This window comes from Pseudomonas sp. PWP3-1b2, from assembly GCF_049896045.1.
GTDB lineage: Bacteria > Pseudomonadota > Gammaproteobacteria > Pseudomonadales > Pseudomonadaceae > Aquipseudomonas > Aquipseudomonas antarctica_B.
In genome coordinates this window covers 127,724-154,340 of the sequence record NZ_JAFCTN010000002.1, presented here as the reverse complement: position 1 = coordinate 154,340, position 26,617 = coordinate 127,724, and the positions used below count along the sequence as shown (strand labels likewise).

Genomic DNA, 26,617 nt, shown 5'->3' with positions numbered 1-26,617 from the left:
GCGGTAGTTCAGTCGGTTAGAATACCGGCCTGTCACGCCGGGGGTCGCGGGTTCGAGTCCCGTCCGCTGCGCCATATCTGCATCAAGGCCCACTGAACGCCTTGAAGCACAAAGAAAGCGTTAAGCCTCTTTGATCCGATAGCAAACACCCTGGTCGAAAGACCGGGGTTTTTTGTGTCTGCGATTTGGTCCAGAGACCACCTGGGTCAAACGTGTGGGAGCGGGCTTGCCCGCGATAGCGGTGTATCAGTTAGTGAGTATGTTGACTGATCCGACGCCATCGCGGGCAAGCCCGCTCCCACAGTTTGATCGGGTTAGAACCCCAGCTTATCCCGCAGCCCGTAATACCAGGCCCCTAACGCCGCAAACGGTGTGCGCAACAGTTGCCCGCCCGGGAACGGGTAGTGCGGCAGGTCGGCAAACGCATCAAAACGCTCCGCCTGGCCCTTCAACGCTTCCGCCAGCACCTTGCCCGCCAAGTGCGTGTACGTCACGCCATGGCCGCTACAGCCCTGGGAGTAATAGATGTTGTCGCCCAGGCGGCCCACCTGCGGCAAGCGCGACAGGGTCAGCAGGAAATTGCCGGTCCAGGCGTAGTCGATCTTCACATCCTTGAGCTGCGGGAAGGCCTTGATCATCTTCGGCCGAATAATCGCTTCGATGTTCGCCGGATCGCGCGCCCCATACACCACGCCGCCGCCGAAAATCAGGCGCTTGTCGCTTGTGAGGCGGTAGTAGTCGAGCAGGTAATTGCAGTCTTCGACGCAGTAATCCTGGGGCAGCAATGTCTTGGCCAGCTCATCGCCCAGCGGAGCAGTGGTGATCACTTGCGTGCCACACGGCATCGACTTGGCCGCCAACTCCGGCACCAGGTTGCCCAGGTAGGCGTTGCCCGCGACGATGATGAATTTGGCCCTGACTTTACCCTCAGCGGTATGCACCACCGGGTTGGCGCCACGCTCGATGCGCACCGCCGCCGATTGCTCGTAAATCGTACCGCCCAGAGATTCCACGGCCGCCGCCTCGCCCAGCGCGAGGTTGAGCGGGTGAATATGCCCGCCGCTCATGTCCAGCAGGCCGCCGACATAGTTTTCACAGCCCACCACGTCACGGATGCGGCGCTCGTCGAGCAGCTCCAGCTGCGTATGGCCGTAGCGCTCCCACAAGCGCTTCTGCGATTCCAGGTGGCCCATGTGCTTGCTGTTGAGCGCGGCGAATACACCGCCGTCTTTCAAGTCGCACTGGATCTGATACTTGGCAACTCGCTCGCGAATGATTCGGCCACCTTCAAAGGCCATCTGTCCCAGCAACTGCGCTTGCTTGGGGCCGACGCTGCGCTCAATCACATCAATGTCGCGGCTGTAGCTGTTGACAATTTGCCCGCCGTTACGGCCCGAGGCGCCAAACCCCACCTTGGCGGCTTCCAGTACCGTCACGCGAAAACCGTTCTCCAGCAGAAACAGCGCGCTGGACAGCCCGGTGTAGCCGGCTCCGATTACGCACACATCCGTTTCGACTTCACCTTGCAGCATCGGGCGAGGTGGAACTGCATTCGCGGACGCGGCGTAATACGACTGGGGGTAGGGGGTGTTCGCCATCCTGGAACCTCTGTTTTATATTTTTTACGAGTGCCGCGATCCTACCTCAGTTGAAAATTGGCTGCCAGCCACCCGAAAATCCAGGGTGTACTCGCCACCCATAAATAATTCGCATATTCATAGGGTTAGCTGCAAAAAAGATGTTGACACCCCTTCGGAATTCCGTAGAATGCCGCCTCACAGCAGGCACGTAGCTCAGTTGGTTAGAGCACCACCTTGACATGGTGGGGGTCGTTGGTTCGAGTCCAATCGCGCCTACCAAACAAAATCCGCTCTGCTGGGCGGTCTAGAAGGGCTCACCGAAAGGTGGGCCCTTTTTTGTTGTCTGTCGTTTGGGCAAACATTGGGAATACTTTGGGCAACCACTTAAGTCCCGGCAGCAACCGCCACAATTGCACATAATCAAGGAGACGAAGAAGATGTTCCCTAAGTGCGTGCGTCCGGTTGGCTATGGTTTGGTAGTAATAGGAACGATCTCACTGCTGTTTTCGGCTGTCGAATTGTTTGCTGGAAGGGATTCCCTGTTTGCCGTGGCCAAATCAGCAGTGTTTGTTCTGGTTGGTATTTGGGTGATCAGGAGCTCAATCAACAACTAGCCACCCCTCAATAGTGGCAATTTCCCTGCAACTGTCTGGTTCCGATATCGGATGCAGCGCGTAGGGTAGAGTTTTGGAAAAGGATCAGGTATCAATCCGTACCTTGGATTTAGAGCCTGGAAGGGATACCAATGCGACATGCTATTTTTTTGCGTTTCATCGCGTTAATTTTATTCAGCTTCGCGCTGACCGGGTGCATTCATTACGAGCACAAAAGTGCGGAAGGTAAATCAAGCTCGGAAATCGCTACAATCCAGCAGTTCGATAAATCATTGACGATATTCAAGATCGACGACGATCAAACCCTTTATTGGCTGAGTCGCCAAAGCGAATATCGACTGGGTGCTGGCAGGCACAAGATTCAAGTCCGTAAGTTTATTTCTGCCCAGCAGCAAACCGCTCCGATTGAACTGACTGTTGATCTGGTAGGCGGCCGCACTTATGGGCTCTATGGGATCTCGTCGTTGACCTGGTGGAGATACGAAGTTCGTGACGTAGAGACTGGGCAGCCAGCAGATGTAGCGGGTCCCGTTGTCAACGAACCCCCCGCAAGAACGGTTAACTAAAGGGCTCGATAAATTCGTCGCAGGGATCTTTCTTTAGGGCGAGCAGGCCTTTTTTGTTGCGCTGGATTTATGGCAAGCGCCTACTTTGGCGCTCAAGCCAATACTGGGTGAAGCGCAATAGTCAGCAGAAAAGCGAAGCCACTGAAAGCAGGCAGATGAATTGAACCACCATCTGGCAGCGTATCTCACCATTTGTTGTCGCCATACCCATTTGTCCGGCGTACATAGTGGCTTTCCTCTTCGTCAGCGCTGCACGGGAACGCGCAGTGGCTTTGTTGAGTATAGGTGCATAACAGGAATCTTCACGGTTGAGCCGACCCGGAGCGATTCAGCGCACTTTCTCCGGCCCCTCCCGTCAGTTGGTAAACGTCAATCAAGCCGAATAAGCCCAGCAGCGCCACCCCACAAACGACGCCTTGCAGCACCCGTGCACTCACGAACACTTCAAGGCTTTGGCTCATTGCACAAAGTGACCAACACATCCCACCGGCGTATCGAAACGCCAGGCGCAATAGCGCTGAATGCGGTGCGCGTAAAAACACCGCATGCAAGCGGTGACTGACAGTGTTTGGAAAACATCAACGAGGCAGCAAGGCTTCGCACTGTGTACCCCGCGGCGCCGTCAACATTGCCACGTAGCATCGTCAAGCATGCTGTGCATAATCGAGGGGTTGGACTTTAATCGTGAGGAAGTAAAGATGGAGCTGGCAATGGAAGTGTCGTTCAAGGTGACCGAGCAAGACCGTGAGGCAATCCTTAAGCCGCTGAGGGCCTATAACCTCAGCCATACCGGGGCGATGCCGTTCGAAACAGTAGGTATTTTATTGCGCGACCCCGCGACCCAAGAGGTTGTGGGCGGCCTTTATGGGAAGATTTCCTACGGATGGTTGTTCGTCGAACTCTTGAGTATCCCGGACGCGATGCGCACGCAAGGCGCCGGCACGCGTTTGATGCGCACCGCCGAAGAATTGGCCCGTGAACAGGGGTGTGTGGGGATTTGGCTGGACACGTTCAGTTTCCAGGCGCCAGGGTTCTATCGAAAGTTGGGTTTCACTGAGTTTGGTCATATGGACGATTATCCGCTGGGCCATCAGCGGCATTTCTTCCAAAAACGTTTGGTCTGAGTGTCTGGGTGGCGCCGGATCACCCGGCGCTTATCCCCCACAAAATTTATTGGTTCGCAGCAACAATTTTTCTTGTTGGACACCCCCCGCCCCAAGCGGCAAAGATGCCGCCACTGACGCTCGACCTTCCAGGTCAACAATAAAAAAACCGAGCCGACTGCACGCCACTTTCATGCTGTGAGCCCTTTGCTCACGTCCTGCTGTAATGGCGCCGCAGCGCGCACTAAAGGACCTCACCACCATGCAAACTGTTGTGAACCTATGGCCATTGATCGGTGTGCTCGTGATCGTGGTTGGCTTCGTATTGCGCTTCAACCCGCTGTTGGTGGTCACCGCAGCAGCTATCGCCACCGGGCTCGCCGCCCACTTTCCACTGGAAAAAATTCTCGCCAGCATGGGTGAAGGTTTCCTTCAGACCCGTGCCCTGCAACTGATCCTGTTATTGCCCCTGGCGGTCATCGGCCTGCTGGAGCGTCATGGCCTGCGGCTGCATGCGCAGAACTGGATCGCGCGTTTCGAGCGCGCGACCGTCGGACGCTTGTTGATCATCTACTTGTTTGTCCGTGAAACCACCGCCGCCATGGGGCTGACCAGCCTCGGCGGGCATCCGCAGATGGTGCGGCCCTTGCTGGCGCCCATGGCCGAAGGCGCGGCGGAAAAACGCTACGGCAAGTTGCCGGACAAGCTGCGCCACAAGGTGCTGGCCATGTGCGCTGCAACGGATAACGTCGGGCTGTTCTTTGGCGAGGACATCTTCGTCGCCTTTGGTGCGATTGCGCTGATGCACACGTTCCTGCTCGGCTCGGGGATTGATGTTGAGCCGTTGCACATTGCGGTGTGGGGCATTCCGACGGCGATATGCGCGTTCATCATCCACGCCATCCGCCTGCATCGATTTGATCGAAGGCTGACCCGCGACATGACGGGTGCGACGGCCCCGGTGGAGGCCGCGCAATGATCATCTCCATTCAATATCTCTACTGGCTGGCAGGCGTTTTGTTGTTGATCACCGCCGGCATGATCCTGATGGATCGCACCCATCCCAAACGCTGGTCCACGGCGCTGTTCTGGTTGTTGTTCGCCATTCCCTTTCTGGTGGGTGAGCGCTTGCCCTCGGTGGTCATCGGCGCAGGCGTGGTGGTGATGGCGCTGATTGCAGGGCTTGGCGGTGTGGGCCGCGGCACGCATGGCCAGTTGCATGACAAGGCGGCCCGGGCCAGCGCCGGTCGCCTTGGTCACAAACTGTTTATTCCGGCACTGGCCATTCCCCTGACCACGGTGATTGGCTCGGTCCTGCTCAAGCACACGGAAATCGGCGGCGTGCCGCTGCTGGACCCGAAAAACACCACGTTCGTGTCCCTGGGCATCGGTTGCCTGATCGCCCTTGGCCTGGCGTGCTGGCTGACTCGCGACACGCCGGTGCAAGCCTTGCGCGAATCGCGGCGCCTGACTGAAGCACTCGGCTGGGCCATGGTGCTGCCGCAAATGCTGGCAATGCTCGGGCTGTTGTTCAACGAAGCCGGCGTTGGCACGGCCGTCGCCCATGTCACCACTACCTACATCAACCTGGACTTCAAGTTGGTCGCGGTAATGGTGTACGTGCTGGGCATGGCGCTGTTCACGGTGATCATGGGCAACGGTTTTGCGGCCTTTCCGGTGATGACCGGCGGAGTCGGCGTGCCGGTACTGGTGGGCATCTACGGTGGTAACCCGGCGGTCATGGCGGCGATCGGCATGTTCTCCGGCTACTGCGGTACGCTGATGACACCCATGGCCGCGAACTTCAATATCGTCCCGGCGGCGTTGCTGGAGCTGCCGGATAAAAACGCGGTGATCAAGGCTCAACTGCCGACCGCGCTGATGATGCTGGTGGTCAATATTGTCCTGCTTTATTGGCTGATGTGAGGACGCGATGCCTACCGTATTGCTGACGGGTTTCGAGCCCTTTGATACAGACCCTGTCAACCCTTCTTGGGAAGCCGTGCGACAGCTGGACGGTATGAAATTCGGTGATCACGTGAAAATTGTTGCGCGCCAGCTGCCCTGTGCGTTTTCCACGGTGGGGCAGTGCCTGGCGCAGATGCTCGACGAATTGCACCCCGCCATGGTGATTGCCACCGGCCTTGGGCCTGGGCGCAGTGACATCTGCGTCGAGCGAGTGGCGATCAATGTCAACGATGCACGCATCCCCGATAACCTGGGTGAGCAGCCTGTCGACACGGCCGTTGCCGTGGGTGGGCCCGCCGCGTATTTCAGCACATTGCCGATAAAGGCCATGGTCAAGGCGATGCGTGAGGCAGGGATTGCGGCGTCGGTTTCGCAGACAGCCGGTACGTTCGTGTGCAATCAGTTGTTCTATCTGTTGCAACACGCGTTGGCAGGAACAGCGGTGCGCAGTGGTTTTATCCACGTACCGTATCTGCCGGAGCAAGGGGTTGCTTACGGGAAACCGTCCATGGCGCTGGCGGCGCAGGTTGAAGGGTTGCGCGTGGCAGTCTGCGCCGCGTGGGAAACCGAGTTGGATGCCGTTGAGGTCGGCGGGCAGGTCAGCTGACCTGCCGGGCCTGCCTCGATCGCACAGCAACCGGTTCAGGCCGAAGGTAATGGCGCAGGCCTTGCTAAGTAGCAGCCGATGTCTGGCGTGCGGTGTTCAGTCTTCTCGTCCGGGAAAGAACAACTCAAAACACGTTACACCCTGCTCACTGGTGACGCTGTACCGACCGTTATGCAGCTGCATGATGGTTGCCACAATCGACAACCCCAGCCCATTGGACTGCGCCGAGCGTTCGCGGGACTCGTCTACGCGGTAGAAACGTTCGAACAGCCTTGGCAGATGCTGCGCTGGAATGGTTTCGCCGCTGTTACTGACCTTGAGGGTTATACCTTCAGCGTCCGGCACCGCCTGAATGACCAGTTCGGAGCTCGGCGCGCCATATTTGATGGCGTTGGCGCACAAATTTGCCAGGGCCCGGCGCAGTAACATCGGTTCGGCCCAGATCACGCCTTCGCCAGTGGCGAGAATCTGGATATCCACATCGCTCGCCAGCCCCTCGAAGTAGTCAGCCATGCGTTCCACTTCATCCGCCGCGCTCAGCTCCTGGCGTTGACGCAGGGCGCTGGCCGGGTCGGTGCGAGCCAGGAACAGCATGTTATCGAGCATCCGCGCCAATCGTTCGAGTTCTTCCACATTGGAGGCCAGCAGTTGCTGGTAGCTCTCGATGTTGCGACTTTGTTGTAAGGCGACCTGGGTTTCTCCCAGCAGGTTGTTGATCGGTGTGCGCAGTTCATGGGCCATATCCGTGGACACCTGGCCCAATTGCACAAACCCCTTCGCCAGCCGTTCGAGCATGGTGTTGAAAGAGTCGATCATTGGCAGCAGCTCTTTCGGCGCACCGTGGCTGTCCAGGCGTGCGGCCAGGTTGCCCACGCCAACGCCCTGAACGTGCTTTGCCAGGCGCCGCAATGGCACCAGGCCTCGGTGCACCATTACGTAGCTCACCACGGCGAGGATGATCGCGGCAATGCTCGCCAAAATAAACACGCTCAGGCGATAGCTGGCGAGCATGGCGGTGCGCTCAGTCATCAAGCGCCCGGTGGTGACCTGCAGGCTGCCCATGTCGCCAGAGTCGATGGAGGCGGCCACCGTAGCGAACGGCACGCCATTCACACCGGGTAAATGGTGCACGTCGGAAAATCCCAGCGCGCGGTTTTTTGGCACAGGGGTTACGGACGGCATTTCAATGTTGCCCGGGTTTACCAGCAGCAACGGCTTTTGCCCCGGCGCTGCGATGCTCAACACCGACTCGCTGTTACCGAGCATGTTCTGAAACAGCTCCGGCTTGGTCTTGATCAGGTCCAGGGTGTTGCTGTCATTGAGCAGGTTGCGCAACTGGTCGGCGCGGTAGATCAACGCTGCGTCATCCCGCTTGATCAGCTCACGTTCGAGCTCGCGGTACAGCGCCACCCCAAGGGTGGCGAGCAATGCGAAGGCGAGCAGGGCGAAGATCAACGCCAGGCGCAGGGTCAGTGAGTAATGGCGACGGTTGCTCATGGCTGGGTGTCGAAGCGGTAGCCGATGCCCCGCACGCTGTGGATCAGCTTGAGCTGAAACGGGTCGTCGATTTTCAGGCGCAGGCGCCGCACGGCCACGTCCACTACATTGGTGTCGCTGTCGAAGTTCATGTCCCACACCCGTGAGGCAATCATTGAGCGCGACAACACCTGGTCCTGATGCGTGGCGAACAGGTGCAGCAGCGCGAACTCTTTATTGGTCAGGGTGATGCGTGTACCGGCACGGGTGACGCGGCGTTTGAGCACGTCGATTTGCAAGTCGGCGACCTGCAGTTGTTCTTCTTCGCGGCTTGGACCACGCCGAGTCAGGGTGCGCAAGCGCGCGACCAGCTCGGCGAAGGAGAACGGCTTGATCAAGTAATCATCAGCGCCCAGTTCCAGGCCCTTGATGCGGTCGGCAATGTCGTCACGGGCAGTGAGAAACAGTACCGGCGTGTCGGCCTCTTTACGCAGCCTGCGCAACACTTCCCAGCCATCCATTTTCGGCATCATCACGTCCAGTACGATCACGTCGAAGGGCGTTTCCAGTGCCTGGTGCAACCCGTCCACGCCGTCGCGAGCGAGGCTGACCGAGTAGCCCAGTTCCTGCAGGCCGTTGAGCAAGTAATTGCCTGCCTTGGGTTCGTCTTCGACAACAAGAATGTTCATGGGAAGTGCCCTGGTCTATAGCGTTGCGCAAGTGTAGCCGGATCAATTGTCACTGGCGCAACCAATGCCCTGTACCTGGTAGTCCAGCACGTGTTCACGGCCCTGATGATCGAGGTAGTCGAGGCGGGCCGGGACAATGCCGCACTGGCCGTAGGTGTCGGTGCTCGACAGCACTTTATCGACGTCCAGGTGCACGAAGAAGCTTGCCTTGTCGTGGATCACGTCGGCGGCGGAGGCGGTGTCGGCAGCAAACACGGAGCCGGTGGCAAGCAAAGCGGTAAAGCCGAGGATAAACAGTTTCATGGCGGTATCTCTCTTTAAGGGTTGGCTGCCGGTTCGTGGCAGTGAGTTCACAGTAACCAGCGGTGACAAACAGCCAACCGACAGGATCATTACAAGTTCGTCATTTACGGATCAAGGCTGGCGACCGGAGGCTTCGAGGATCAGGTCGGTGATTTCCTTGGCGTGGGACACCAGCGACAAGTGGCTCGATGGCAGCTCGATCGTGGTGGTGTTCATGCGCTTGGCGAGGAAGCGTTCCAGGTCTGGGTTGATGGTCTGGTCATTGCTGGACACGGCATACCAGGATGGCTTGGTGTGCCAGGCGGCATTCACGGTGCGGCCGCTGAACAGGGTCTTGGTGATCGGTTGCTGCACGGCGTACAGCGCCATTGCCTTGGCGCGCGGAACGTCGGCGGCAAAGTATTTGAGGAAGGCGTCCTGGCTCAGGGTGAGGTAGCCGTCGTGCTCTTCCACACCGGAACGTACTGGCATGGTCGGGTACTTGGCGGAGAGGGCGACGAAGTCTTCGTTGGCATCCGGCGCACGGGCCGCCACGTACACCAGGGAACTCACTTTCGGGTTGACCCCGGCGTCGCTCACGACCGTGCCGGCGTAGGAATGGCCGACCAACACGGTAGGACCGTCCTGTTGATCCAGCACACGGTTGGTCGCAGCCACGTCATCGGCTACCGACGTCAGCGGGTTCTGTACAGCAGTGACGTGCAGGCCGGCAGCCTGCAGGCGGGTGATCACCTCGGACCAGCTCGAACCGTCCGCCCAGGACCCGTGCACCAGCACCACGTTATTGGCTTTGACCGGCGCGACGGTACCGGCCATGGCGGTGCCGGTGCCCAGCATCAACAGGCTGGCGGCAATCAGGCAAAGTTTGCTTGCAGGTTTCATGGGTGGACCCTTTTTCCATCAGTAGGAAGTGTCGTCAACCGGTGTGGGTGACTGACGACTCCACTGTATGAAGTGAGGGTGCCGACAAGACTTACAGCTTGATTACAAGGTTGTAATGCAACGCCATGGGAAGGATTTCGCATCGTTTACAAGCGAGGGTGTGATCCGTAGATTGCATCGGGCTCAGTATTTGTTGCCGACTAGAAGGAAAGCCCAGCCGTGTCCACCTCAAGCCCCGCCGTGTTTGCCAGACGTTACCGTGCCTTTTTGTTCGATATGGACGGCACGTTGCTCAACTCGATTGCCGCCGCAGAACGCGTGTGGAGCATTTGGGCTGAGCGCCATGGCCTGGATGTTGCGGCCTTCCTGGCAACCATCCATGGCGCACGGGCGATCGATACCATTACTCGCCAAGCATTGCCAGGGGTGGATCCTGAGGTTGAGGCACAGTGGATTACCGAAGCAGAAATCAATGACGTCGACGGTGTTGTCGCGATTCCTGGTGCGGTCGAGTTTCTGAACCGTTTGCCTGGCGATCAATGGGCGCTGGTGACTTCTGCGCCGAGAGCGCTGGCATTGCGTCGCCTGCAAGCGGCGGGCATCGCACCGCCGGCGGTGCTGGTGACGGCCGAGGATGTGGCGAGTGGCAAGCCTGATCCCGCCTGCTATGTACTCGGTGCGCAGCGTTTGGGCGTGCCGGTACAGGATTGCCTGGTGTTCGAGGATGCAACGGTGGGGATTCGAGCAGCAGAGGCGGCTGGAGCAGACGTGATGGTCGTGACCTCAACCCATGTGAAACCCATGACGACGGCGCATACGTGCATTGAGGGGTATGAGACGCTGCAGGTGGGGCGCGACGCGGAGGGTTTGTTGCGCGTGCAGAACCTTGCGTGATAACTCGCATGGGTCGGGGCGATTATCGCTTTTGGCCGTACTGGCAGGGGCTTGGCTCAGAGGACGCCTGCAATCGGCTGCTTCTGATGCCCTGGCGTGACAGCACCATTTCCCTGAGGATCTCGTTGGCGAGTTGTGCAATGGCCTGTGCATCGCGATAGTGCGCGCGGACAATCCCGGTGATTGCAAAATGATCGGTTTCCGGGCCGCTGAGAATGGCCGACAGCGTGCCGTCGGCGTGCAGCGTACAGGCGACGCTGTAGCTGGGCAGGCGGGCTGCCAGTGCAGATTCGATTTCAGATTTACTCAGGGTATCCATCTGATTCAGCGCCTTTCACAGATCGTGCAAGTCCAAGCATAGGCCTTGATGCGGCGCTGTAAATACCGATGATCTGATAGCGAGCGCACGGGTTTCAGCGTGCGGTTTTCTGGTGACCACGGTGAGCGGCGCGCTGGCACAATTTGCGCAGGATGACTTTCTGGATCGGCTTGAGGCAGAACACAAAAAGGTAGCCGCACAGAAACAGCATCAGGTCCAGCCAGGAACGCTTGCCAGGGTCGCTGACGTCTTCAATTTCGAATTTCAGGGCATATCCCACTGCCACGAAGACCAACCCGATCAGCACGGCGATCATCCAGGCTCTGGAGACAAGTGTTTGCCTTATTGCAGGCCGCATTGACGTACTCCCGAATTCGCTCGGACGGCAAGATAACAGTCAGGGGATTCGGCTATGAATTTTGTAACAAGTTCCACACGTCCAGACAGTTTCATCTTGGCGCAAAGCAATAGGCGCAGGGTGCGCAGAACACGCGACAAAATGCTGAAAAAGCCGAAAGGTTTTCGCCAGCCGTTACAGTGAACGAAAGGGCTGGCTACTGAGGTGCTTCATGGAGTCTGGTTTTTGTCCGGAGCAGTCAGACCTGCCTGGATGCGCTGGTAAATCTCCTCGCGATGCACGGCAACGTCCTTGGGTGCGTTGATGCCGATTCGTACTTGCTGGCCGCTGACGCCCAGGATGGTGATCGTGATGTCATCACCGATGTTTATGCTTTCACCGACTTTGCGGGTGAGTATAAGCATGGACTTCTCCTTGATTACTTTTAAGGACACATGTTTCAGACAGGGCAGATGTCGGATGTGTGTAGCTTACTGCTAAGCGCTTCCCTGTGACTGCCTCTCTAGGACGCATAGAGGCGACATTAATTCCCATGGCGGCATCATACAGGTCTGCGATACATCATTCGCATTGTTTAAGCCAACGTTTATGACGGCCAGAATAGACAGTGAATGATAAAGTTGCCTCTTTTCCTTAAAGGAGCAGGGCAGTGCGTAAAGTAGCGATGGCAATTGCGGTGTTGGCATTGGCCGGTTGCGGTGAAGGTAAAAGCGTCGAGACCCCCAAGGCCAAGCCTGCCGTGACCGAAACCCTGCCACAAACTGCAACTATTGCCGCCCAGGAATGGGATGTGTGGGTCGGGCCGCCTGATCATAAGCTGCAGGCGATCACCGACCTGACTGCCTGGTTACTGGAGCATGGTTTTAATTTTTATATCGCGAAAGTCGATGGCAAGGATGAGGTATTCCTGGGGCCGTTCGCCAGCAAGGCCGAAGCCGAAGCCAAGCAGGCGCAGTTGACTGAAAAACTGGCGCGCGCCAAGAAAAACGACACTGAGTCGCAGGTTGTCGAGCACAAAACTGCGCAGTAAGGGGCGGCTGGGCGGAAACTCCGCCCAGCTTCAACCGCAGGCTTTCAGGTTCACCGGGCCAACAAACTCATTGCCGCGCCCCATGACACACGCCACGGTCTGGTTCCGCTGGCGCTCCCAGGCGTGCACCGGGTAAGTCTTGTTCCAGGCTTCGTACAATTGGCGGTCCTGCTTCGACAAGCGCAGGCCGTATTGTTTGCTCATGTAAAAGTACGTTCGCGCGATCATGCCGCGAATGGATGGGCGTGGCATCACCTTCTTGGCCTTGAAGTCCACCTGGGTCAGGCATGAGCCGTATTGCCCGCGTTGTACCGGCAACCAACCAAAACTGAAGTTGTTACGGTCGCCATTGACCTCGCCGATGCTCGGCACCAAATTGTGTAGGTCGGCCTCGGCGCGCTTGAATACGTCATCCCGGCGCGTGCAGTTCTTGCGCCCGCCGTTTTGCCAGCACTGGCGTTGGTGCCCGATTTGCCAGGCCGGAACGATGTGCTCCCATTCGACGCGTACGGCGCGTTTGGCATTTTTGCGCGGGATGTAACCGCAGGCTTTGAGGTCCACACGATTCCCGGTGTATTTGCAGCCGCAATAAAACTCGGTGGACTGCGGGGCGTAGAGCGTCCAGGCGACTTTTTTTGCCTCGCTGAACGTGCGAGGCGGCTGGGCATGGGCGGCAACAGTAAAAAACAGGCAAAACACAGCAATAAAGCGGGCACTCATTGAATCAATCTTCCTTCGGTACAACCCAGAAAATCTGCACGCCGCCGTCATCCCGGTAGGCGAGGGTGACGTTGTCGTTCTCGGCAATTTCTTCCAGCAATTGTGCCCAGTCATCCTCCGGCTCATCCGGTAAACGAAAGATCAGTGCAGCTTTGGCTTTTTGGGCATTGGTCGAGTTGATGATTTTTTGCACGCGAACAGCGAGGCGCGCATAGGCGTCAGGTGGGGTGGGTGCTGCGGAAGAAGACTTGGCCACGGAATATTCCTTAGTTTGCTGTACGTGCATACAGTATTTAACTGTGAGCAATTTCGCAACTACTTAACATTCAAGAAGTTCGTCTGACAGCGGCGGGGGTATTTCGGTGAGGCGGGAAGTTGCATCAAGGCGGCTTGGCGGGAAGTAGGGGCGGGCAAACCCGCCTCTACCGAGATGCTACCTGGAATCAGTATTCCCAGAACATCCGTTGCAGCTCTTTGCTGTCCTGAGTCTTGGTCAACGCGACCATGGCCAGGATCCGTGCTTTTTGCGGGTTCAGATCGTGTGCGACGACCCAGTCGTATTTGTCGTCAGGCTGTTCGGCATTGCGCAGAACAAAACCGCCGGCGTTGACGTGGGAAGAACGAATGATCTGCACGCCTTGTTTACGCAGCTCTTGCAGGGCAGGGACGACTTTGGCAGGCACCGAGCCGTTGCCGGTACCGGCATGGATGATGGCTTTGGCGCCAGCCTGGGCCAGGGCCTTGACGGCAGTGTCGCTCTCGTTGCCGTAGCCGTAGGCGATTTCCACGTCCGGCAGGCTCTTGATGGTTTTGATGTCGAATTCCGAATTCATGGTGTGGCGCTTGGCAGGCAAGCGGAACCAGTAGGATTTGCCTTCAACCACCATGCCCAGTGGGCCCCATGGGCTCTTGAATGCTTCGGTCTTGATGTTGATCATCTTGCTGACGTCGCGACCCGACTGGATCTCGTCGTTCATGGTGACCAGTACGCCCTTGCCGCGCGCCTCTTTGCTGCCGGCGACGGCCACGGCGTTGTACAGGTTAAGCATGCCGTCCGCCGACATCGCAGTGCCCGGACGCATGGAGCCAACCACAATGATTGGCTTGTCGGTTTTTTCCACCAGGTTCAGGAAGTAGGCGGTTTCTTCCAGGGTGTCGGTGCCGTGGGTGATCACGATGCCATCCACGTCTTTGCTGTCGGCCAGTTCGGCCACGCGACGACCCAGTTGCAGCAGGTTTTCATTGGTGATGCTTTCGGAGGCAATTTGCAGCACTTGCTCGCCGCGCACATTGGCGATCTGGCCAAGCTCTGGAACGCCGGCAATCAATTGCTCGATGCCGACCTTGGCCGCCTGGTAAGTGGCACTGTTGGCAGCGCTGGCGCCAGCGCCGGCAATGGTGCCGCCGGTGGCGAGAATAACGACGTTGGAGAGTGTGGTCCTGGATTCAGCTTCCTTTGCCTGGGCGGCAACGGGGAACAGCAGCAGAAGGGCGAGGGCGCCCGGAACAAAGGTCTTCAGTGCAGATTTCATTATTTTTCTCTCTGGTTTTTGATGAGTGCGGTAGCAGGTTCATCTAGAACACCCGGGCGGTTCTGAATGCCACGAGGTGCTGAGAAAGAGCAGGATTTGTACCAAGCCGATTGTGTTCGATGATATAAATTAACTCTTTGATTTATAATAATTTATATCGAATTTTTAGCGTGCTTTGACAGGATGTTGTCCGGCTTTCCGAACAGTGGAGGGCCTTGTGTTCGGTTGTCCGAAAACTATGATGGAATGTCGATAGCTTGTGTGCGACGCGAGGGTGACAGCCTGTCGTTTTAAGGAACGACCGGGCGTAGGCGATGTTTAATCGTTTCAGCTCAATAACGTGATGGCAGGCGGCGAGCGGGCCTGGATGAAAGACCGTTTTCTCCCGTTGACAAAACCCGACAAGGTTCTCATAGTTTGATTAACGCAAACGTTTGCGAGATGGTTCACGGCGCACTCCTGGAGTATCGTGACCGCTCGTTTCAGCCGCCCGGGTGGGTGGGCTGCCGAACCCTGCTTCGGTGCAAGCGTTGCTCACAATAATCATAAGATCGGAGTGAACCCATGAAGCTGCCATTTGCTGGACGCCTTCTTGCTGTCGCTGTGCTTGCTGCCGCATCCGCTGCCCTGCCTCTCTCCTCTGCATTTGCCGATGACGCCGCCGCCAAACCCAAGGTTGGCCTGGTCATGAAATCCCTCGCCAACGAATTCTTCGTCACCATGCAAGACGGTGCCAAGGCCTATCAGAAAGAACACGCTGCCGATTTCGACATGATCACCAACGGGATCAAGAACGAAACCGATACCAGCGCGCAGATCGATATCGTCAACCAGATGATTCTGGCCAAGGTTAACGCCATCGTGATCGCCCCCGCCGACTCCAAGGCGTTGGTCACCGTGCTGAAGAAAGCCTCCGATGCAGGCATCAAAGTCGTCAACATCGACAACCGTCTTGATGTGGATGTGCTGAAAAGCAAAAACCTCGATATCCCGTTCGTAGGTCCGGACAACCGCAAAGGCTCCAAACTGGTCGGTGATTACCTGGCCAAGCAGCTGGCGGCAGGCGATGAGGTCGGCATCATTGAAGGCGTGCCGACCACCACCAATGCCCAGCAACGCACCGCAGGCTACAAGGATGCGATGGACGCTGCCGGCATGAAAATCGTCTCCACCCAATCCGGTAACTGGGAAATTGACCAGGGCCAGAAAGTGGCTTCCGCGATGTTGAGCGAGTACCCGAAAATCAAGGCACTGTTGGCCGGTAACGACAACATGGCCCTGGGTGCTGTTTCCGCCGTACGTGCCGCAGGCAAGGCTGGCAAAGTGCTGGTTGTAGGCTACGACAACATCGAAGCCATCAAGCCGATGCTGCAAGACGGCCGCGTATTGGCGACCGCCGACCAGGCAGCTGCACAGCAAGCGGTGTTCGGTATCCAGAACGCGCTCAAGCTGGTCAAGGGTGAGAAGGTCGATTCCAAAGATGGCGTGATCGAAACCCCGGTCGAACTCGTCCTCAAGAAGTAATCCTGGCAGCACCCAACAGCGCCCGCTCGTCCTGAGCGGGCGCCTGGAGATTTTCCTATGTCATCTTCCGCCCCGAACGCTGTCCTCTCGGTCAGCGGTATCGGCAAGACCTATGCCCAGCCGGTTCTGTCCGACATCACCCTGACGCTCAATCGCGGGGAAGTGTTGGCGCTGACCGGTGAGAACGGTGCAGGTAAAAGCACGTTGTCGAAAATTATCGGCGGGCTGGTCACGCCGACTACCGGGCACATGCAATTCAATGGTCAGGATTACCGCCCTGGCAGCCGCACCCAGGCTGAAGGGCTGGGCGTACGCATGGTCATGCAGGAACTCAACTTGCTGCCGACCCTGACCGTGGCTGAAAACCTGTTCCTGGATAACTTGCCCAGTAAGTGTGGCTGGATCAGCCGCAAGCAACTGCGCAAAGCCGCGATCGAAGCCATGGCCCACGTCGGCCTGGAAGCGATCGACCCGGACACCCTTGTCGGCAGCCTCGGCATCGGCCATCAACAGATGGTTGAAATCGCCCGCAACCTGATCGGCGACTGCCACGTACTGATCCTCGACGAACCCACTGCCATGCTGACCGCGCGTGAAGTCGAGATGCTGTTTGAACAAATCACCCGCCTGCAGGCCCGAGGCGTGGCGATCATTTATATTTCTCACCGGCTCGAAGAGCTGGCCCGTGTCGCCCAGCGCATTGCGGTATTGCGTGATGGCAAGCTGGTCTGCGTCGAGCCGATGGCCAACTACAACAGCGAGCAACTGGTCACCTTGATGGTCGGTCGCGAGCTGGGCGAAAAGATCGACCTGGGCCCTCGCAGCATTGGCGGCCCGGCCCTGACGGTGAAAGGTCTGACGCGCTCGGACAAGGTCCGTGACGTTTCCTTCGAGGTGCGTGCCGGCGAGATCTATGGCATTTCCGGCCTGATCGGTGCGGGCCGTACCGAGTTGTTGCGTCTGATTTTCGGCGCCGATATTGCCGACAGCGGCACCGTGGCGCTTGGCTCGCCGGCTCAAGTGGTGAGCATTCGTTCGCCGGTTGACGCCGTGGGCCATGGCATCGCCTTGATCACTGAAGACCGTAAGGGCGAAGGCCTGCTGCTGACCCAATCGATCAGCGCGAATATCGCCCTGGGCAACATGCCGAAAATCTCGGGTGGCGGCGTGGTCAACCGCCGCGACGAAACCGCCTTGGCCAAGCGCCAGGTCGATGCCATGAGTATCCGCAGTTCCAGCCCGGCGCAACTGGTCTCCGAGCTGTCCGGCGGCAACCAGCAGAAAGTCGTGATCGGCCGTTGGCTGGAGCGCGACTGCGCGGTGATGTTGTTCGATGAACCAACCCGGGGCATCGACGTCGGCGCCAAGTTCGACATTTATGCCTTGCTCGGCGAACTGACGCGCCAGGGCAAAGCGCTGGTGGTGGTGTCCAGCGACCTGCGCGAGCTGATGCTGATCTGCGATCGCATCGGCGTGTTGTCCGCCGGGCGCCTGATCGAGACCTTCGAGCGCGACAGCTGGACCCAGGACGAATTGCTCGCCGCCGCCTTTGCCGGCTATCAAAAACGTGACGCGCTGCTCAACGACGCAGTGCTTAGGGAAACCCCATGAAAACCACACATTCACCCGGTAAAGCGGGCGGCAACTTCTACGGCCTGGGCACCTATCTGGGGCTGGCCGGTGCCTTGCTGGCGATGATTGCGCTGTTCTCGGTGTTGAGCGATCACTTCCTCTCCTACGACACCTTCAGCACCCTGGCCAACCAGATTCCCGACTTGATGGTGCTGGCTGTTGGCATGACCTTCATCCTGATCATCGGCGGAATCGACCTGTCGGTGGGCTCGGTGCTGGCCCTGGCCGCATCGGCGGTCAGCGTGGCGATTCTCGGCTGGGGCTGGAGCGTGTTGCCCGCCGCGTTGCTCGGCATGGGCTGCGCGGCGTTGGCCGGTACCATCACCGGGTCGATCACCGTGGCGTGGCGCATCCCGTCGTTTATCGTGTCCCTCGGCGTGCTGGAAATGGCCCGCGGCGTGGCTTACCAAATGACCGGCTCGCGCACCGCCTACATCGGTGACTCCTTTGCCTGGCTGTCCAACCCGGTGGCTTTCGGTATTTCGCCGTCGTTTATCATCGCTTTAGTGGTGATCATTGCGGCGCAGCTGGTTTTGACCCGTACCGTGTTTGGTCGTTACCTGATCGGCATCGGCACCAACGAAGAGGCTGTGCGCCTGGCCGGCATCAACCCCAAGCCCTACAAAATCCTGGTGTTCAGCCTGATGGGCCTGCTTGCCGGTGTGGCGGCGTTGTTCCAGATTTCGCGTCTGGAAGCGGCGGATCCGAATGCCGGTTCCGGCCTGGAGTTGCAGGTGATTGCCGCCGTGGTAATTGGCGGCACCAGCTTGATGGGCGGGCGTGGCTCGGTCATCAGCACCTTCTTTGGCGTGTTGATCATTTCAGTACTGGCCGCCGGCCTTGCGCAGATCGGCGCCACGGAACCTACCAAACGTATCATCACGGGTGCCGTTATCGTGATTGCCGTGGTCCTTGATACCTACCGCAGCCAGCGCGCCAGTCGGCGGGGCTAAACCATGGCAACGATCAAGGATGTGGCAGCGCTTGCGGGTATTTCCTACACCACGGTGTCCCATGTGGTGAACAAGACGCGCCCGGTCAGTGAGCCTGTGCGGATCAAGGTCGAGGCAGCCATCAAGCAGTTGGACTACGTGCCAAGCGCGGTTGCGCGCTCGCTCAAGGCCAAGACCACTGCGACGATCGGCCTGCTGGTGCCCAACAGCCTCAACCCGTATTTTGCGGAGCTGGCCCGTGGCATCGAGGATTACTGCGAGCGAAATGGTTACTGCGTGATCCTCTGTAACTCCGATGACAACGCTGAAAAGCAGCGCAGTTACTTGCGCGTATTGTTGGAGAAGCGCGTCGACGGCTTGATCGTGACCTCGGTGGGCGGCGACGACAGTGGCCTTGCCGAAGGTTTGAGCGCAGTGCGCACGCCGATGGTGATTGTTGACCGGGCACTGGATGGCATTGATGTCGACCTCGTGCGCATCGACCACGAGGAGGGCGCTTACCTCGCCACCCGGCATTTGCTGGAGCTGGGTCATCGGGACATCGCCTGCATAGGCGGCCCCGGCCACACCCGCGTGGCGCAAATGCGTCTGGCGGGGTATCACCGTGCGCTGTGTGAAGCGGGCGTGGAAGTGGCAGCAGACCGTACCCGTGAGAGCGATTTCACCAGCATTGGCGGTTACGCTGCTGCCGTGCAATTGCTGGCGGACCAGCCGCCCAGTGCGATTTTCGCCAGCAACGACATGATCGGTTTCGGCGTGTTACGCGCTGCGGCAGAGCGCAATATCCGTGTCCCTGGCGAACTGTCAGTGATCGGCTTTGATGACATTCAGATGGGCCGCTACGTGTACCCCGCGCTGACCACGGTCGGGCAATCGATCGTGCAACTGGGCGAAACGGCGGCCGAGCTTTTATTGCGACGAATTGCGACACCCCAACTGCCGATCGATCAACGCATCGTGACGCCGAGCATTGTATTGCGTGAGTCCACGGCGCCGTTTGCCGGTGTATTCGCCCAATACCGCTGAACCGAATTGATGAGTACTGATGTATGCCAGCAAAAGTAGTGGTAGTAGGCAGCTTGAACATGGACCTGGTCACGCGCGCCAGTCGGCTGCCGCGTGCCGGTGAAACCCTGATCGGCCAGACGTTCTCCACCGTTCCCGGCGGCAAGGGCGCCAACCAGGCGGTGGCTTCGGCGCGCCTGGGGGCTGAGGTGGCGATGATCGGTTGCGTCGGCACAGACGCTTATGGCACTCAATTGCGCGATGCGTTGCTGGTGGAGGGCATTGACTGCCAGGCCGTCAGCACCGTGCCCGGCTCCAGCGGCGTGGCGCTGATTGTGGTGGATGACAGCAGTCAGAACGCGATCGTGATCGTGGCCGGCAGCAACGGTGAGCTGACGCCCGCTTCGTTGCAGGCGGTCGACGCCGTGTTGCAGGCCGCCGAGGTGATTGTCTGCCAGCTGGAAGTGCCGATGGACACGGTGGGCCATGCCCTCAAACGCGGTCGAGAGTTGGGCAAGACCGTTATCCTGAACCCGGCGCCGGCCAGCGGGCCGTTGCCTGCCGAGTGGTACGCCTCGGTCGATTACCTGATTCCGAACGAAAGCGAAGCCACGGCCTTGAGCGGCGTGACGGTCGACTCCCTCGACAGTGCGAAGGCCGCTGCGATGAAGTTGATAGAGGCCGGTGCAGGCAAAGTCATCATCACCCTCGGTTCTCAAGGCGCTTTATTCACCGATGGCAAAAGCTTTGAGCACTTGATGGCGCCGAAGGTCAAGGCGGTGGACACCACGGCTGCCGGTGACACCTTTGTCGGCGGCTTTGCCGCAGCCCTCGCCAGTGGCAAAAGCGAAGCCGAGGCCATTCGTTTTGGTCAGGTCGCAGCGGCACTGTCGGTGACCCGCGCCGGTGCGCAACCTTCTATTCCCACGCTGCACGACGTTCAAGGTTTTGTGCCCTCATGAAAAAGACACCTTTGCTCAATATCGCCCTGTCGCGCGTGATTGCGTCCCTGGGGCACGGTGACATCCTGGTGATCGGCGATGCCGGCTTGCCGGTGCCGCCGGGCGTCGAACTGATCGACTTGGCGCTGACCCAGGGCATCCCGGATTTCATCAGCACCTTGCGCATTGTGCTGAGCGAGATGCAGGTAGAAAGCCATGTGCTGGCGGAAGAAATCCTGCTCAAGCAGCCGCCGGCGCTGACAGACCTCAACAGCCTGACTGAACAAGCGGCGTTGGGTGAGCGTCGTCTGGTCAGCCATGACGAGTTCAAACAGCTGAGCCGCAAGGCCCGTGCCGTTGTGCGCACAGGCGAATGCCAGCCTTACTGCAATATCGCGCTGGTCTCCGGCGTCACGTTCTAGCGTTTTCCCACGACAAGGAGTGTTTCATGCAACATGGTCTTCCAACCCTGAAAAACCTGTTTCGGAGTGTCCTGCTTTTGTCCGCACTCACCGCAGCCAGCGCCCATGCGGCGGAAAAAATCGACCTGATCATCGACACCGATCCAGGTGCCGATGACGTGGTGGCCTTGTTGTTCGCCATGGCGTCCCCCGAGGAACTGAGCATTCGTGCGCTGACCACCGTCGCCGGTAACGTGCGCCTCGACAAAACGTCGCGCAACGCGCGCCTGGCGCGCGAGTGGGCAGGGCGCGAGGACATTCCGGTGTACGCCGGGGCGCCAAAGCCGATGCTGCGCACGCCTATCTACGCTGAGAACATTCACGGCAAGGAAGGCATTTCCGGCGTGACCGTGCACGAGCCGAAAAAAGGCCTGGCCGAAGGCAATGCGGTTGACTACCTGATCAAGACCCTGAGCACCGCCAAGCCGCACAGCATCACCATTGCCATGCTCGGCCCGCAGACCAACCTGGCACTGGCGCTGACCCAGGCACCGGAAATCACTCAGGGCATCAAGGAAGTGGTGGTGATGGGGGGCGCGCACTTCAACGGCGGCAATATCACGCCGGTGGCCGAATTCAACCTGTTTGCCGACCCGGTTGCGGCCGAAATCGTACTCAAAAGTGGTGTGAAGCTGACGTATCTGCCGCTGGACGTGACCCATAAAGTCCTGACCAGCGAGGCTCGCCTCAAGAAAATCGCCGACCTGAACAACAATGCGAGCAAAGTCGTCAGCAGTATTCTCAATGAGTACGTCAAAGGCGATATGGAGCACTACGGCATTCCAGGCGGCCCGGTTCACGATGCCACAGTGGTTGCCTACCTGCTCAAACCCGAGTTGTTCAGCGGTCGCGAAGTCAACGTAGTCGTAGACAGCCGCGAAGGCCCGACCTTCGGCCAGACCATCGTCGATTGGTATGACGGTCTCAAACAGCCGAAGAACGCATTCTGGGTTGAGAACGGCAACGCCCAGGGCTTCTTCGATCTGCTGACCGAGCGCCTGGCACGTCTGAAGTAAGGTGTTTGCCGGTCGGCGCTCGCCGGCCGGTTCTATTCGCGCTCGGGGTTATGTGCCCCCATGTGGTCGGCCGGGTATTTCTCGAATACCTGGCCGATGAACGCTTGCGCAGCGCTGGTGCCCAGTTCTTTGACCAGCAGATCGATACCAATGATTGCCAACTCTTCAGGGCTTCCAGGGCTGTAGGAGCTTTGCCCTTGTGGCCATTTGGCTTTGATGTCGGCTTGCAGGGTTACGGTGGTCATGGGTGTCTCGCGAGCTGGGAGTACGGGGCGACGCGCTAAAACGCGGTTTAACCGGGGCAGTTAACCATTTCGCGCGGCGTTTGGCACTGCTACTTAGGCATGACGGGAGCGCTGTGCGACACTGTTGTTCTGTCTAATTGCCAGGAAACAGCGCGTGCAGATCGATTTGAACAACCCCGAAAACCTCACCCTGGCCGCCGTGCGCCAACTGATCGCCAGTGCCAGCGACGACGAGCATACGCAGTTGCGCGTGACCAAAGCAGGCATTGCCTATATATCCTCCGGCAACGCCGTGGGCGGCGTGGACATCGATGGGCTGCTGTTTCGCCTGGAAACCTGGGCCAAGCGGTCCGGCTATGTCGGCAACGTGGCGGCCAGCGATGAGGTGTGGGTGATGCAGATTTTCAATGCGTTGAAACAGAACTGGCCAAAGCCGCCGTTTGACTACATCGATATCTATTGAGTGCGTTCATATCTGGTGACGATTGATCGGGCGAATGCGTGTCGAGAGTCAGGCAGACTTGGCCGCAGCCGGTTTACTTCTTGAAACCATACCGCGATATCGCTGTCGCACGATCTCTGTCCATTTTTATCATAGGAGGCTTCATGCCTTGGAAGCTTGCATCATTCGGTACTTTGTTGGCAGCACTCGCGTTGGCGGGTTGCAGCACCCCGGGTGCCTCCGTGCCAGCTAAAGATGCCGTCGCGACCGAAGCAGGCAGTGGCCGCTGTGAGTCAAAGGCCGCCGAGTTCGCAATCGGTCAGACCGCCTCTCCCCAGTTGCTGGAGCAGGCACGTACCCGTTCCGGTGCGCAGAATGCACGCATTCTTAAGCCAGATGACATGGTGACCCTGGAATACCGCTCCGACCGCCTGAACCTGAACACCGACAACAAACTGGTGATCACGCGGGTTAACTGCGGCTGATAGCCTCGCAGCTTTTGTAGCGCCCATAAAAAACCCCGTCACATGGACGGGGTTTTTTTAGTTCAGCGGAGAATTACTCGCCGCGAACCTGTGCAGCTTGCATACCCTTTTGGCCTTTCTCAGCCACGAAGGAAACAGTTTGGCCTTCTTTCAGGCTTTTGAAACCGTCGCTTTCGATAGCTTTGAAGTGTACGAACAGGTCGTCACCGCCACCTTGAGGAGTGATGAAGCCGAAGCCTTTTTCATCGTTGAACCATTTAACGGTGCCGGTTTGGCGATTAGACATGGTGTATCTCCAAGAAACATATATTTTCAGTAGTGCTGTGCTGCTCAGGCCAACTGGGCACACGGGGATATCATAGTCGAAATGTTCGGCTTGGGAGCCCCCCCAAGGCATTGTTTGCTAATCAATAGCGTTGCGTTCAGCGCCTTGGTTGGCTGAAAGCCCCGAATTATGGGGCTTTCAAGCAAAATTTCGACTGTAAAAAAAAGCGTAAAAGCTGCGTAATTTGTGAGAAATAGCAGTTTTAAGGCTGTTTTTTAAGCAAAACAGCCGTCCGATCAGTGACGTTTTTTACTTTTTCTTCACGACTTTGCAGGACGAAATAGCCGTCACCGCTTTGGTTTTCAGCGCTTGGCTGGCGTTCGGGTTGGTCATGAGCTCTTTGATTTCTGCAGTGCTCAATTCGGCATTGATCTTGTCGGCGCCACATTCGCAATGGTCTTTGGCGGTTTTCGCATCTACGTTTTGCTGGGCAGCCGCGCTGCAGTCGTTGACGAAGCTGTCGCGGGCGCCTGCCGGCCAGTTCGATGGGGCAGCTGCCTGCGCGCCAAGGGAAAGGAATGCCAGGGAAGCAGCGAGGGCGAGGGTCGAGGTGAAACGCATCATGTGGATGCTCCTTTGGGTCGAGGACGAACGGCGATTCTCGATGGATTTGAGGCTTGGCGTACAGCTCAAGTTCACTTTTGCGCCTATAAAGGCTGGAATTTGTGTTTCGTGAGAGGGCGCGGGCGCGATGACCGTTCATCTGTGCTAGGATCCTGCGCTTGGCTATTTCCAGGCGCGCCACTTGCCGCCTTGCCAGGTTCTTTTTAGCTCACTCCAGTCACTCTGGTTCGATTATCGGTTGGCCGAAAGGCTCCTGCCGCTGTAAGGCAGGCGTTCAGTAATGAACGGCCTGGTATTGGATCTTGTACTGGCTCATCCCAACCCACGTGACCTTTGGTAGGGGTCACCACTAGGAGAGGAGGCGCCATGCCAACTATTACTCTTCCCGACGGCAGTCAACGTTCTTTCGATCATTCGGTTTCCGTAGCCGAGGTCGCCGCATCCATTGGTGCTGGCCTGGCCAAAGCCACCGTGGCCGGCAAGGTCGACGGCAAGCTGGTCGACGCCAGTGACTTGATCACCAGCGATGCCAGCCTGCAAATCATCACGCCAAAAGATCAAGAGGGGCTGGAGATCATTCGCCACTCGTGCGCGCATTTGATTGGCCACGCGGTCAAGCAACTGTACCCAACCGCGAAAATGGTCATCGGCCCGGTCATCGACGAGGGCTTCTATTACGACATCGCCTACGAGCGTCCTTTCACGCCGGACGATCTGGCGGCTATCGAGCAGCGCATGCACGCGCTGATCGAAAAAGATTACGACGTGATCAAGAAAGTCACGCCGCGCGCTGAAGTGATCGACGTGTTCACCGCCCGTGGCGAGGACTATAAGTTGCGTCTGGTGGAAGACATGCCGGACGAGCAGGCCATGGGCCTGTACTACCACGAAGAATACGTCGACATGTGCCGTGGCCCGCACGTGCCGAACACGCGCTTCCTCAAGTCGTTCAAGCTGACCAAGCTGTCCGGTGCCTACTGGCGCGGCGACGCAAAGAACGAGCAGCTGCAACGGGTCTACGGCACTGCCTGGGCAGACAAGAAGCAGCTGGCCGCCTACATCCAGCGCATCGAAGAGGCTGAAAAGCGCGACCACCGTAAAATCGGCAAGCGCCTGAACCTGTTCCACCTCCAGGAAGAAGCGCCGGGCATGGTGTTCTGGCACCCGAACGGCTGGACCCTGTATCAGGTGCTCGAGCAGTACATGCGCAAGGTTCAGCGCGACAACGGCTACCTGGAGATCAAGACTCCGCAAGTCGTTGACCGTAGCCTGTGGGAGAAATCCGGGCACTGGGCCAACTACGCCGACAACATGTTCACCACTCAGTCGGAAAACCGCGACTACGCCATCAAGCCGATGAACTGCCCATGCCACGTGCAGGTGTTCAATCAGGGCTTGAAGAGCTACCGCGAGTTGCCGCTGCGCCTGGCCGAGTTCGGTGCCTGCCACCGTAACGAGCCATCCGGTGCGCTGCACGGCATCATGCGCGTGCGCGGCTTCACTCAGGACGACGCCCACATCTTCTGCACCGAAGAGCAGATGCAAGCTGAATCCGCTGCGTTCATCAAGCTGACCATGGACGTTTATCGCGATTTCGGCTTTACCGAAGTCGAAATGAAGCTGTCCACTCGTCCGGAAAAACGCGTTGGTTCCGACGAGCTGTGGGATCGCGCCGAGTCTGCATTGGCCGCAGCACTCGACAGTGCGGGCCTTTCGTACGATCTGCAGCCGGGGGAGGGCGCGTTCTACGGTCCGAAGATCGAGTTCTCGCTGAAAGATTGCCTTGGCCGCGTCTGGCAGTGTGGTACCCTGCAGCTCGATTTTAACCTGCCGATCCGTTTGGGAGCCGAATACGTCTCCGAAGATAACAGCCGTAAACACCCGGTTATGCTGCACCGGGCGATTCTCGGTTCGTTCGAACGGTTCGTCGGGATCCTGATCGAGCACTACGAGGGTGCGTTCCCCGCGTGGTTGGCTCCGACACAGGCAGTGATCATGAATATCACTGATAAACAGGCAGATTTTGCCGCTGAAGTTGAAAAAACACTCAACGAAAGCGGATTTCGTGCCAAGTCCGACTTGAGAAATGAAAAGATCGGCTTTAAAATCCGTGAGCATACTTTGCTCAAGGTTCCCTATCTTTTGGTTATCGGAGATCGGGAAGTCGAGATGCAGACTGTCGCTGTGCGTACTCGTGAAGGTGCTGACCTGGGCTCGATGCCCGTCGCCCAGTTCGCTGAGTTCCTCGCGCAAGCGGTTTCCCGGCGTGGTCGCCCAGATTCGGAGTAATTATTATTAAGCGTGAAATGAGACAAGATAAACGAGCTGCACCGAAAGCCCCGATCAACGAGAATATCTCGGCACGCGAGGTTCGGTTAATTGG

The 26,617-nt window shown here is 58.3% G+C and carries 31 protein-coding genes, 1 tRNA gene and 1 pseudogene; 19 read left to right on the top strand and 14 right to left on the bottom strand.

All coding sequences use genetic code 11. The features are described from left to right. Window positions 1-314: 314 nt before the first annotated feature. On the bottom strand, window positions 315-1,598 hold the full coding sequence (locus ACP7A2_RS01905) for an NAD(P)/FAD-dependent oxidoreductase (RefSeq protein ID WP_426132852.1): 1,284 nt from the start codon (window positions 1,596-1,598) through the stop codon (window positions 315-317). A gap of 184 nt (window positions 1,599-1,782) precedes the next feature. On the opposite strand from ACP7A2_RS01905, the gene ACP7A2_RS01900 reads away from it, so the two are divergent. The 6 genes from ACP7A2_RS01900 (at window position 1,783) to pcp (ending at window position 6,438) form a co-directional block, all read left to right on the top strand. Next, window positions 1,783-1,859, top strand: a tRNA-Val gene (locus ACP7A2_RS01900). A gap of 466 nt (window positions 1,860-2,325) precedes the next feature. Continuing rightward, entirely contained in the window at window positions 2,326-2,760 is a 435-nt protein-coding gene (locus ACP7A2_RS01895) for a hypothetical protein (RefSeq protein ID WP_426132851.1), read from the top strand. Between the two features lie 698 nt (window positions 2,761-3,458). Next, a complete protein-coding gene (locus ACP7A2_RS01890; RefSeq protein WP_426132850.1) occupies window positions 3,459-3,884 on the top strand; it encodes a GNAT family N-acetyltransferase in 426 nt (141 codons plus the stop codon). 241 nt (window positions 3,885-4,125) lie between these two features. Continuing rightward, window positions 4,126-4,842, top strand: a complete 717-nt coding sequence (locus tag ACP7A2_RS01885; protein WP_426132849.1) for a DUF969 domain-containing protein — start codon at window positions 4,126-4,128, stop codon at window positions 4,840-4,842. Beyond that, entirely contained in the window at window positions 4,839-5,789 is a 951-nt protein-coding gene (locus ACP7A2_RS01880) for a DUF979 domain-containing protein (protein ID WP_426132848.1), read from the top strand. The genes ACP7A2_RS01885 and ACP7A2_RS01880 overlap by 4 nt, the downstream gene beginning before the upstream one ends. 7 nt (window positions 5,790-5,796) lie before the next feature. After that, entirely contained in the window at window positions 5,797-6,438 is a 642-nt protein-coding gene (pcp, locus tag ACP7A2_RS01875; protein WP_426132847.1) for a pyroglutamyl-peptidase I, read from the top strand. 96 nt (window positions 6,439-6,534) lie between these two features. Here the strand turns inward: pcp and ACP7A2_RS01870 are convergent, their stop codons facing one another. From ACP7A2_RS01870 to ACP7A2_RS01855, 4 genes are all read right to left on the bottom strand, one after another. Beyond that, complete coding sequence (locus ACP7A2_RS01870) at window positions 6,535-7,935, bottom strand: heavy metal sensor histidine kinase (RefSeq protein ID WP_426132846.1); 1,401 nt, start codon at window positions 7,933-7,935, stop codon at window positions 6,535-6,537. After that, entirely contained in the window at window positions 7,932-8,603 is a 672-nt protein-coding gene (locus ACP7A2_RS01865) for a heavy metal response regulator transcription factor (protein WP_375067462.1), read from the bottom strand. Before ACP7A2_RS01865 ends, ACP7A2_RS01870 begins: the two co-directional genes overlap by 4 nt. 42 nt (window positions 8,604-8,645) lie before the next feature. After that, complete coding sequence (locus tag ACP7A2_RS01860) at window positions 8,646-8,906, bottom strand: DUF2790 domain-containing protein (RefSeq protein WP_395606543.1); 261 nt, start codon at window positions 8,904-8,906, stop codon at window positions 8,646-8,648. A 111-nt stretch (window positions 8,907-9,017) separates the two neighbouring features. Continuing rightward, complete coding sequence (locus ACP7A2_RS01855; protein ID WP_426132845.1) at window positions 9,018-9,788, bottom strand: alpha/beta fold hydrolase; 771 nt, start codon at window positions 9,786-9,788, stop codon at window positions 9,018-9,020. A 219-nt stretch (window positions 9,789-10,007) separates the two neighbouring features. Here ACP7A2_RS01855 and ACP7A2_RS01850 point away from each other — a divergent pair, with 219 nt between their 5' ends. Continuing rightward, a complete protein-coding gene (locus ACP7A2_RS01850; protein ID WP_426132844.1) occupies window positions 10,008-10,682 on the top strand; it encodes an HAD family hydrolase in 675 nt (224 codons plus the stop codon). Window positions 10,683-10,704: 22 nt separating this feature from the next. Here the strand turns inward: ACP7A2_RS01850 and ACP7A2_RS01845 are convergent, their stop codons facing one another. The 3 genes from ACP7A2_RS01845 to csrA form a co-directional block, all read right to left on the bottom strand. Beyond that, a complete protein-coding gene (locus tag ACP7A2_RS01845) occupies window positions 10,705-11,001 on the bottom strand; it encodes a hypothetical protein (RefSeq protein WP_426132843.1) in 297 nt (98 codons plus the stop codon). Window positions 11,002-11,095: 94 nt separating this feature from the next. Further along, the gene (locus ACP7A2_RS01840) at window positions 11,096-11,359 is read right to left on the bottom strand and encodes a hypothetical protein (RefSeq protein WP_426132842.1); all 264 of its coding nucleotides are present in this window, start codon (window positions 11,357-11,359) and stop codon (window positions 11,096-11,098) included. A gap of 209 nt (window positions 11,360-11,568) precedes the next feature. Further along, window positions 11,569-11,763: a carbon storage regulator CsrA gene (csrA, locus tag ACP7A2_RS01835; RefSeq protein ID WP_003192511.1), complete on the bottom strand. Its 195-nt coding sequence runs from the start codon at window positions 11,761-11,763 to the stop codon at window positions 11,569-11,571. Window positions 11,764-12,023: 260 nt separating this feature from the next. Here csrA and ACP7A2_RS01830 point away from each other — a divergent pair, with 260 nt between their 5' ends. Beyond that, entirely contained in the window at window positions 12,024-12,389 is a 366-nt protein-coding gene (locus tag ACP7A2_RS01830; protein WP_426132941.1) for an SPOR domain-containing protein, read from the top strand. A 30-nt stretch (window positions 12,390-12,419) separates the two neighbouring features. Here ACP7A2_RS01830 and ACP7A2_RS01825 read toward each other — a convergent pair whose 3' ends face one another. The 3 genes from ACP7A2_RS01825 to ACP7A2_RS01815 form a co-directional block, all read right to left on the bottom strand. Further along, entirely contained in the window at window positions 12,420-13,109 is a 690-nt protein-coding gene (locus ACP7A2_RS01825) for an endonuclease (RefSeq protein ID WP_426132841.1), read from the bottom strand. Between the two features lie 4 nt (window positions 13,110-13,113). Next, window positions 13,114-13,365: a DUF1654 domain-containing protein gene (locus tag ACP7A2_RS01820; protein ID WP_375067472.1), complete on the bottom strand. Its 252-nt coding sequence runs from the start codon at window positions 13,363-13,365 to the stop codon at window positions 13,114-13,116. A gap of 187 nt (window positions 13,366-13,552) precedes the next feature. After that, a complete protein-coding gene (locus ACP7A2_RS01815; protein WP_426132840.1) occupies window positions 13,553-14,641 on the bottom strand; it encodes an asparaginase in 1,089 nt (362 codons plus the stop codon). Between the two features lie 564 nt (window positions 14,642-15,205). Between ACP7A2_RS01815 and ACP7A2_RS01810 the strand changes: the two genes are divergently transcribed. From ACP7A2_RS01810 to ACP7A2_RS01780, 7 genes are read left to right on the top strand one after another with little or no spacing between them, the layout of a single operon-like run. After that, window positions 15,206-16,165 (top strand): sugar ABC transporter substrate-binding protein, encoded by a 960-nt coding sequence (locus ACP7A2_RS01810; RefSeq protein WP_348059615.1) that lies wholly within the window; start codon window positions 15,206-15,208, stop codon window positions 16,163-16,165. A gap of 57 nt (window positions 16,166-16,222) precedes the next feature. Further along, window positions 16,223-17,776, top strand: coding sequence for a sugar ABC transporter ATP-binding protein (locus ACP7A2_RS01805; protein WP_426132839.1), 1,554 nt, complete (start codon window positions 16,223-16,225; stop codon window positions 17,774-17,776). Continuing rightward, the gene (locus ACP7A2_RS01800) at window positions 17,773-18,750 is read left to right on the top strand and encodes an ABC transporter permease (protein ID WP_375067476.1); all 978 of its coding nucleotides are present in this window, start codon (window positions 17,773-17,775) and stop codon (window positions 18,748-18,750) included. Before ACP7A2_RS01805 ends, ACP7A2_RS01800 begins: the two co-directional genes overlap by 4 nt. A 3-nt stretch (window positions 18,751-18,753) precedes the next feature. Next, a complete protein-coding gene (locus ACP7A2_RS01795; protein ID WP_426132838.1) occupies window positions 18,754-19,776 on the top strand; it encodes a LacI family DNA-binding transcriptional regulator in 1,023 nt (340 codons plus the stop codon). A gap of 23 nt (window positions 19,777-19,799) precedes the next feature. Beyond that, window positions 19,800-20,717 (top strand): ribokinase, encoded by a 918-nt coding sequence (gene rbsK, locus ACP7A2_RS01790; protein WP_426132837.1) that lies wholly within the window; start codon window positions 19,800-19,802, stop codon window positions 20,715-20,717. Next, window positions 20,714-21,118 carry a D-ribose pyranase gene (gene rbsD / locus ACP7A2_RS01785; RefSeq protein ID WP_426132836.1) on the top strand — a complete coding sequence of 135 codons (405 nt, stop codon included), beginning with the start codon at window positions 20,714-20,716 and terminating at the stop codon, window positions 21,116-21,118. Before rbsK ends, rbsD begins: the two co-directional genes overlap by 4 nt. Before the next feature lie 26 nt (window positions 21,119-21,144). Continuing rightward, entirely contained in the window at window positions 21,145-22,173 is a 1,029-nt protein-coding gene (locus ACP7A2_RS01780) for a nucleoside hydrolase (RefSeq protein ID WP_375067480.1), read from the top strand. A 32-nt stretch (window positions 22,174-22,205) separates the two neighbouring features. Here ACP7A2_RS01780 and ACP7A2_RS01775 read toward each other — a convergent pair whose 3' ends face one another. Beyond that, entirely contained in the window at window positions 22,206-22,418 is a 213-nt protein-coding gene (locus ACP7A2_RS01775) for a hypothetical protein (protein ID WP_348062665.1), read from the bottom strand. A 154-nt stretch (window positions 22,419-22,572) separates the two neighbouring features. Here ACP7A2_RS01775 and ACP7A2_RS01770 point away from each other — a divergent pair, with 154 nt between their 5' ends. Together ACP7A2_RS01770 and ACP7A2_RS01765 are read left to right on the top strand one after the other, a co-directional pair. Continuing rightward, the gene (locus ACP7A2_RS01770) at window positions 22,573-22,881 is read left to right on the top strand and encodes a hypothetical protein (RefSeq protein WP_426132835.1); all 309 of its coding nucleotides are present in this window, start codon (window positions 22,573-22,575) and stop codon (window positions 22,879-22,881) included. A gap of 143 nt (window positions 22,882-23,024) precedes the next feature. Beyond that, a complete protein-coding gene (locus ACP7A2_RS01765; protein ID WP_426132834.1) occupies window positions 23,025-23,345 on the top strand; it encodes an I78 family peptidase inhibitor in 321 nt (106 codons plus the stop codon). A gap of 73 nt (window positions 23,346-23,418) precedes the next feature. On the opposite strand, the gene ACP7A2_RS01760 is transcribed toward ACP7A2_RS01765, so the two are convergent. After that, a complete protein-coding gene (locus ACP7A2_RS01760) occupies window positions 23,419-23,631 on the bottom strand; it encodes a cold-shock protein (protein WP_003234260.1) in 213 nt (70 codons plus the stop codon). A 288-nt stretch (window positions 23,632-23,919) separates the two neighbouring features. Continuing rightward, a complete protein-coding gene (locus ACP7A2_RS01755; RefSeq protein WP_426132833.1) occupies window positions 23,920-24,234 on the bottom strand; it encodes a hypothetical protein in 315 nt (104 codons plus the stop codon). 366 nt (window positions 24,235-24,600) lie between these two features. Here ACP7A2_RS01755 and thrS point away from each other — a divergent pair, with 366 nt between their 5' ends. Then, the gene (gene thrS, locus ACP7A2_RS01750; protein WP_375067489.1) at window positions 24,601-26,523 is read left to right on the top strand and encodes a threonine--tRNA ligase; all 1,923 of its coding nucleotides are present in this window, start codon (window positions 24,601-24,603) and stop codon (window positions 26,521-26,523) included. Further along, window positions 26,523-26,617, top strand: a pseudogene (locus tag ACP7A2_RS01745) (translation initiation factor IF-3); the annotation flags it as partial. The gene thrS and the pseudogene ACP7A2_RS01745, both read left to right, overlap by 1 nt.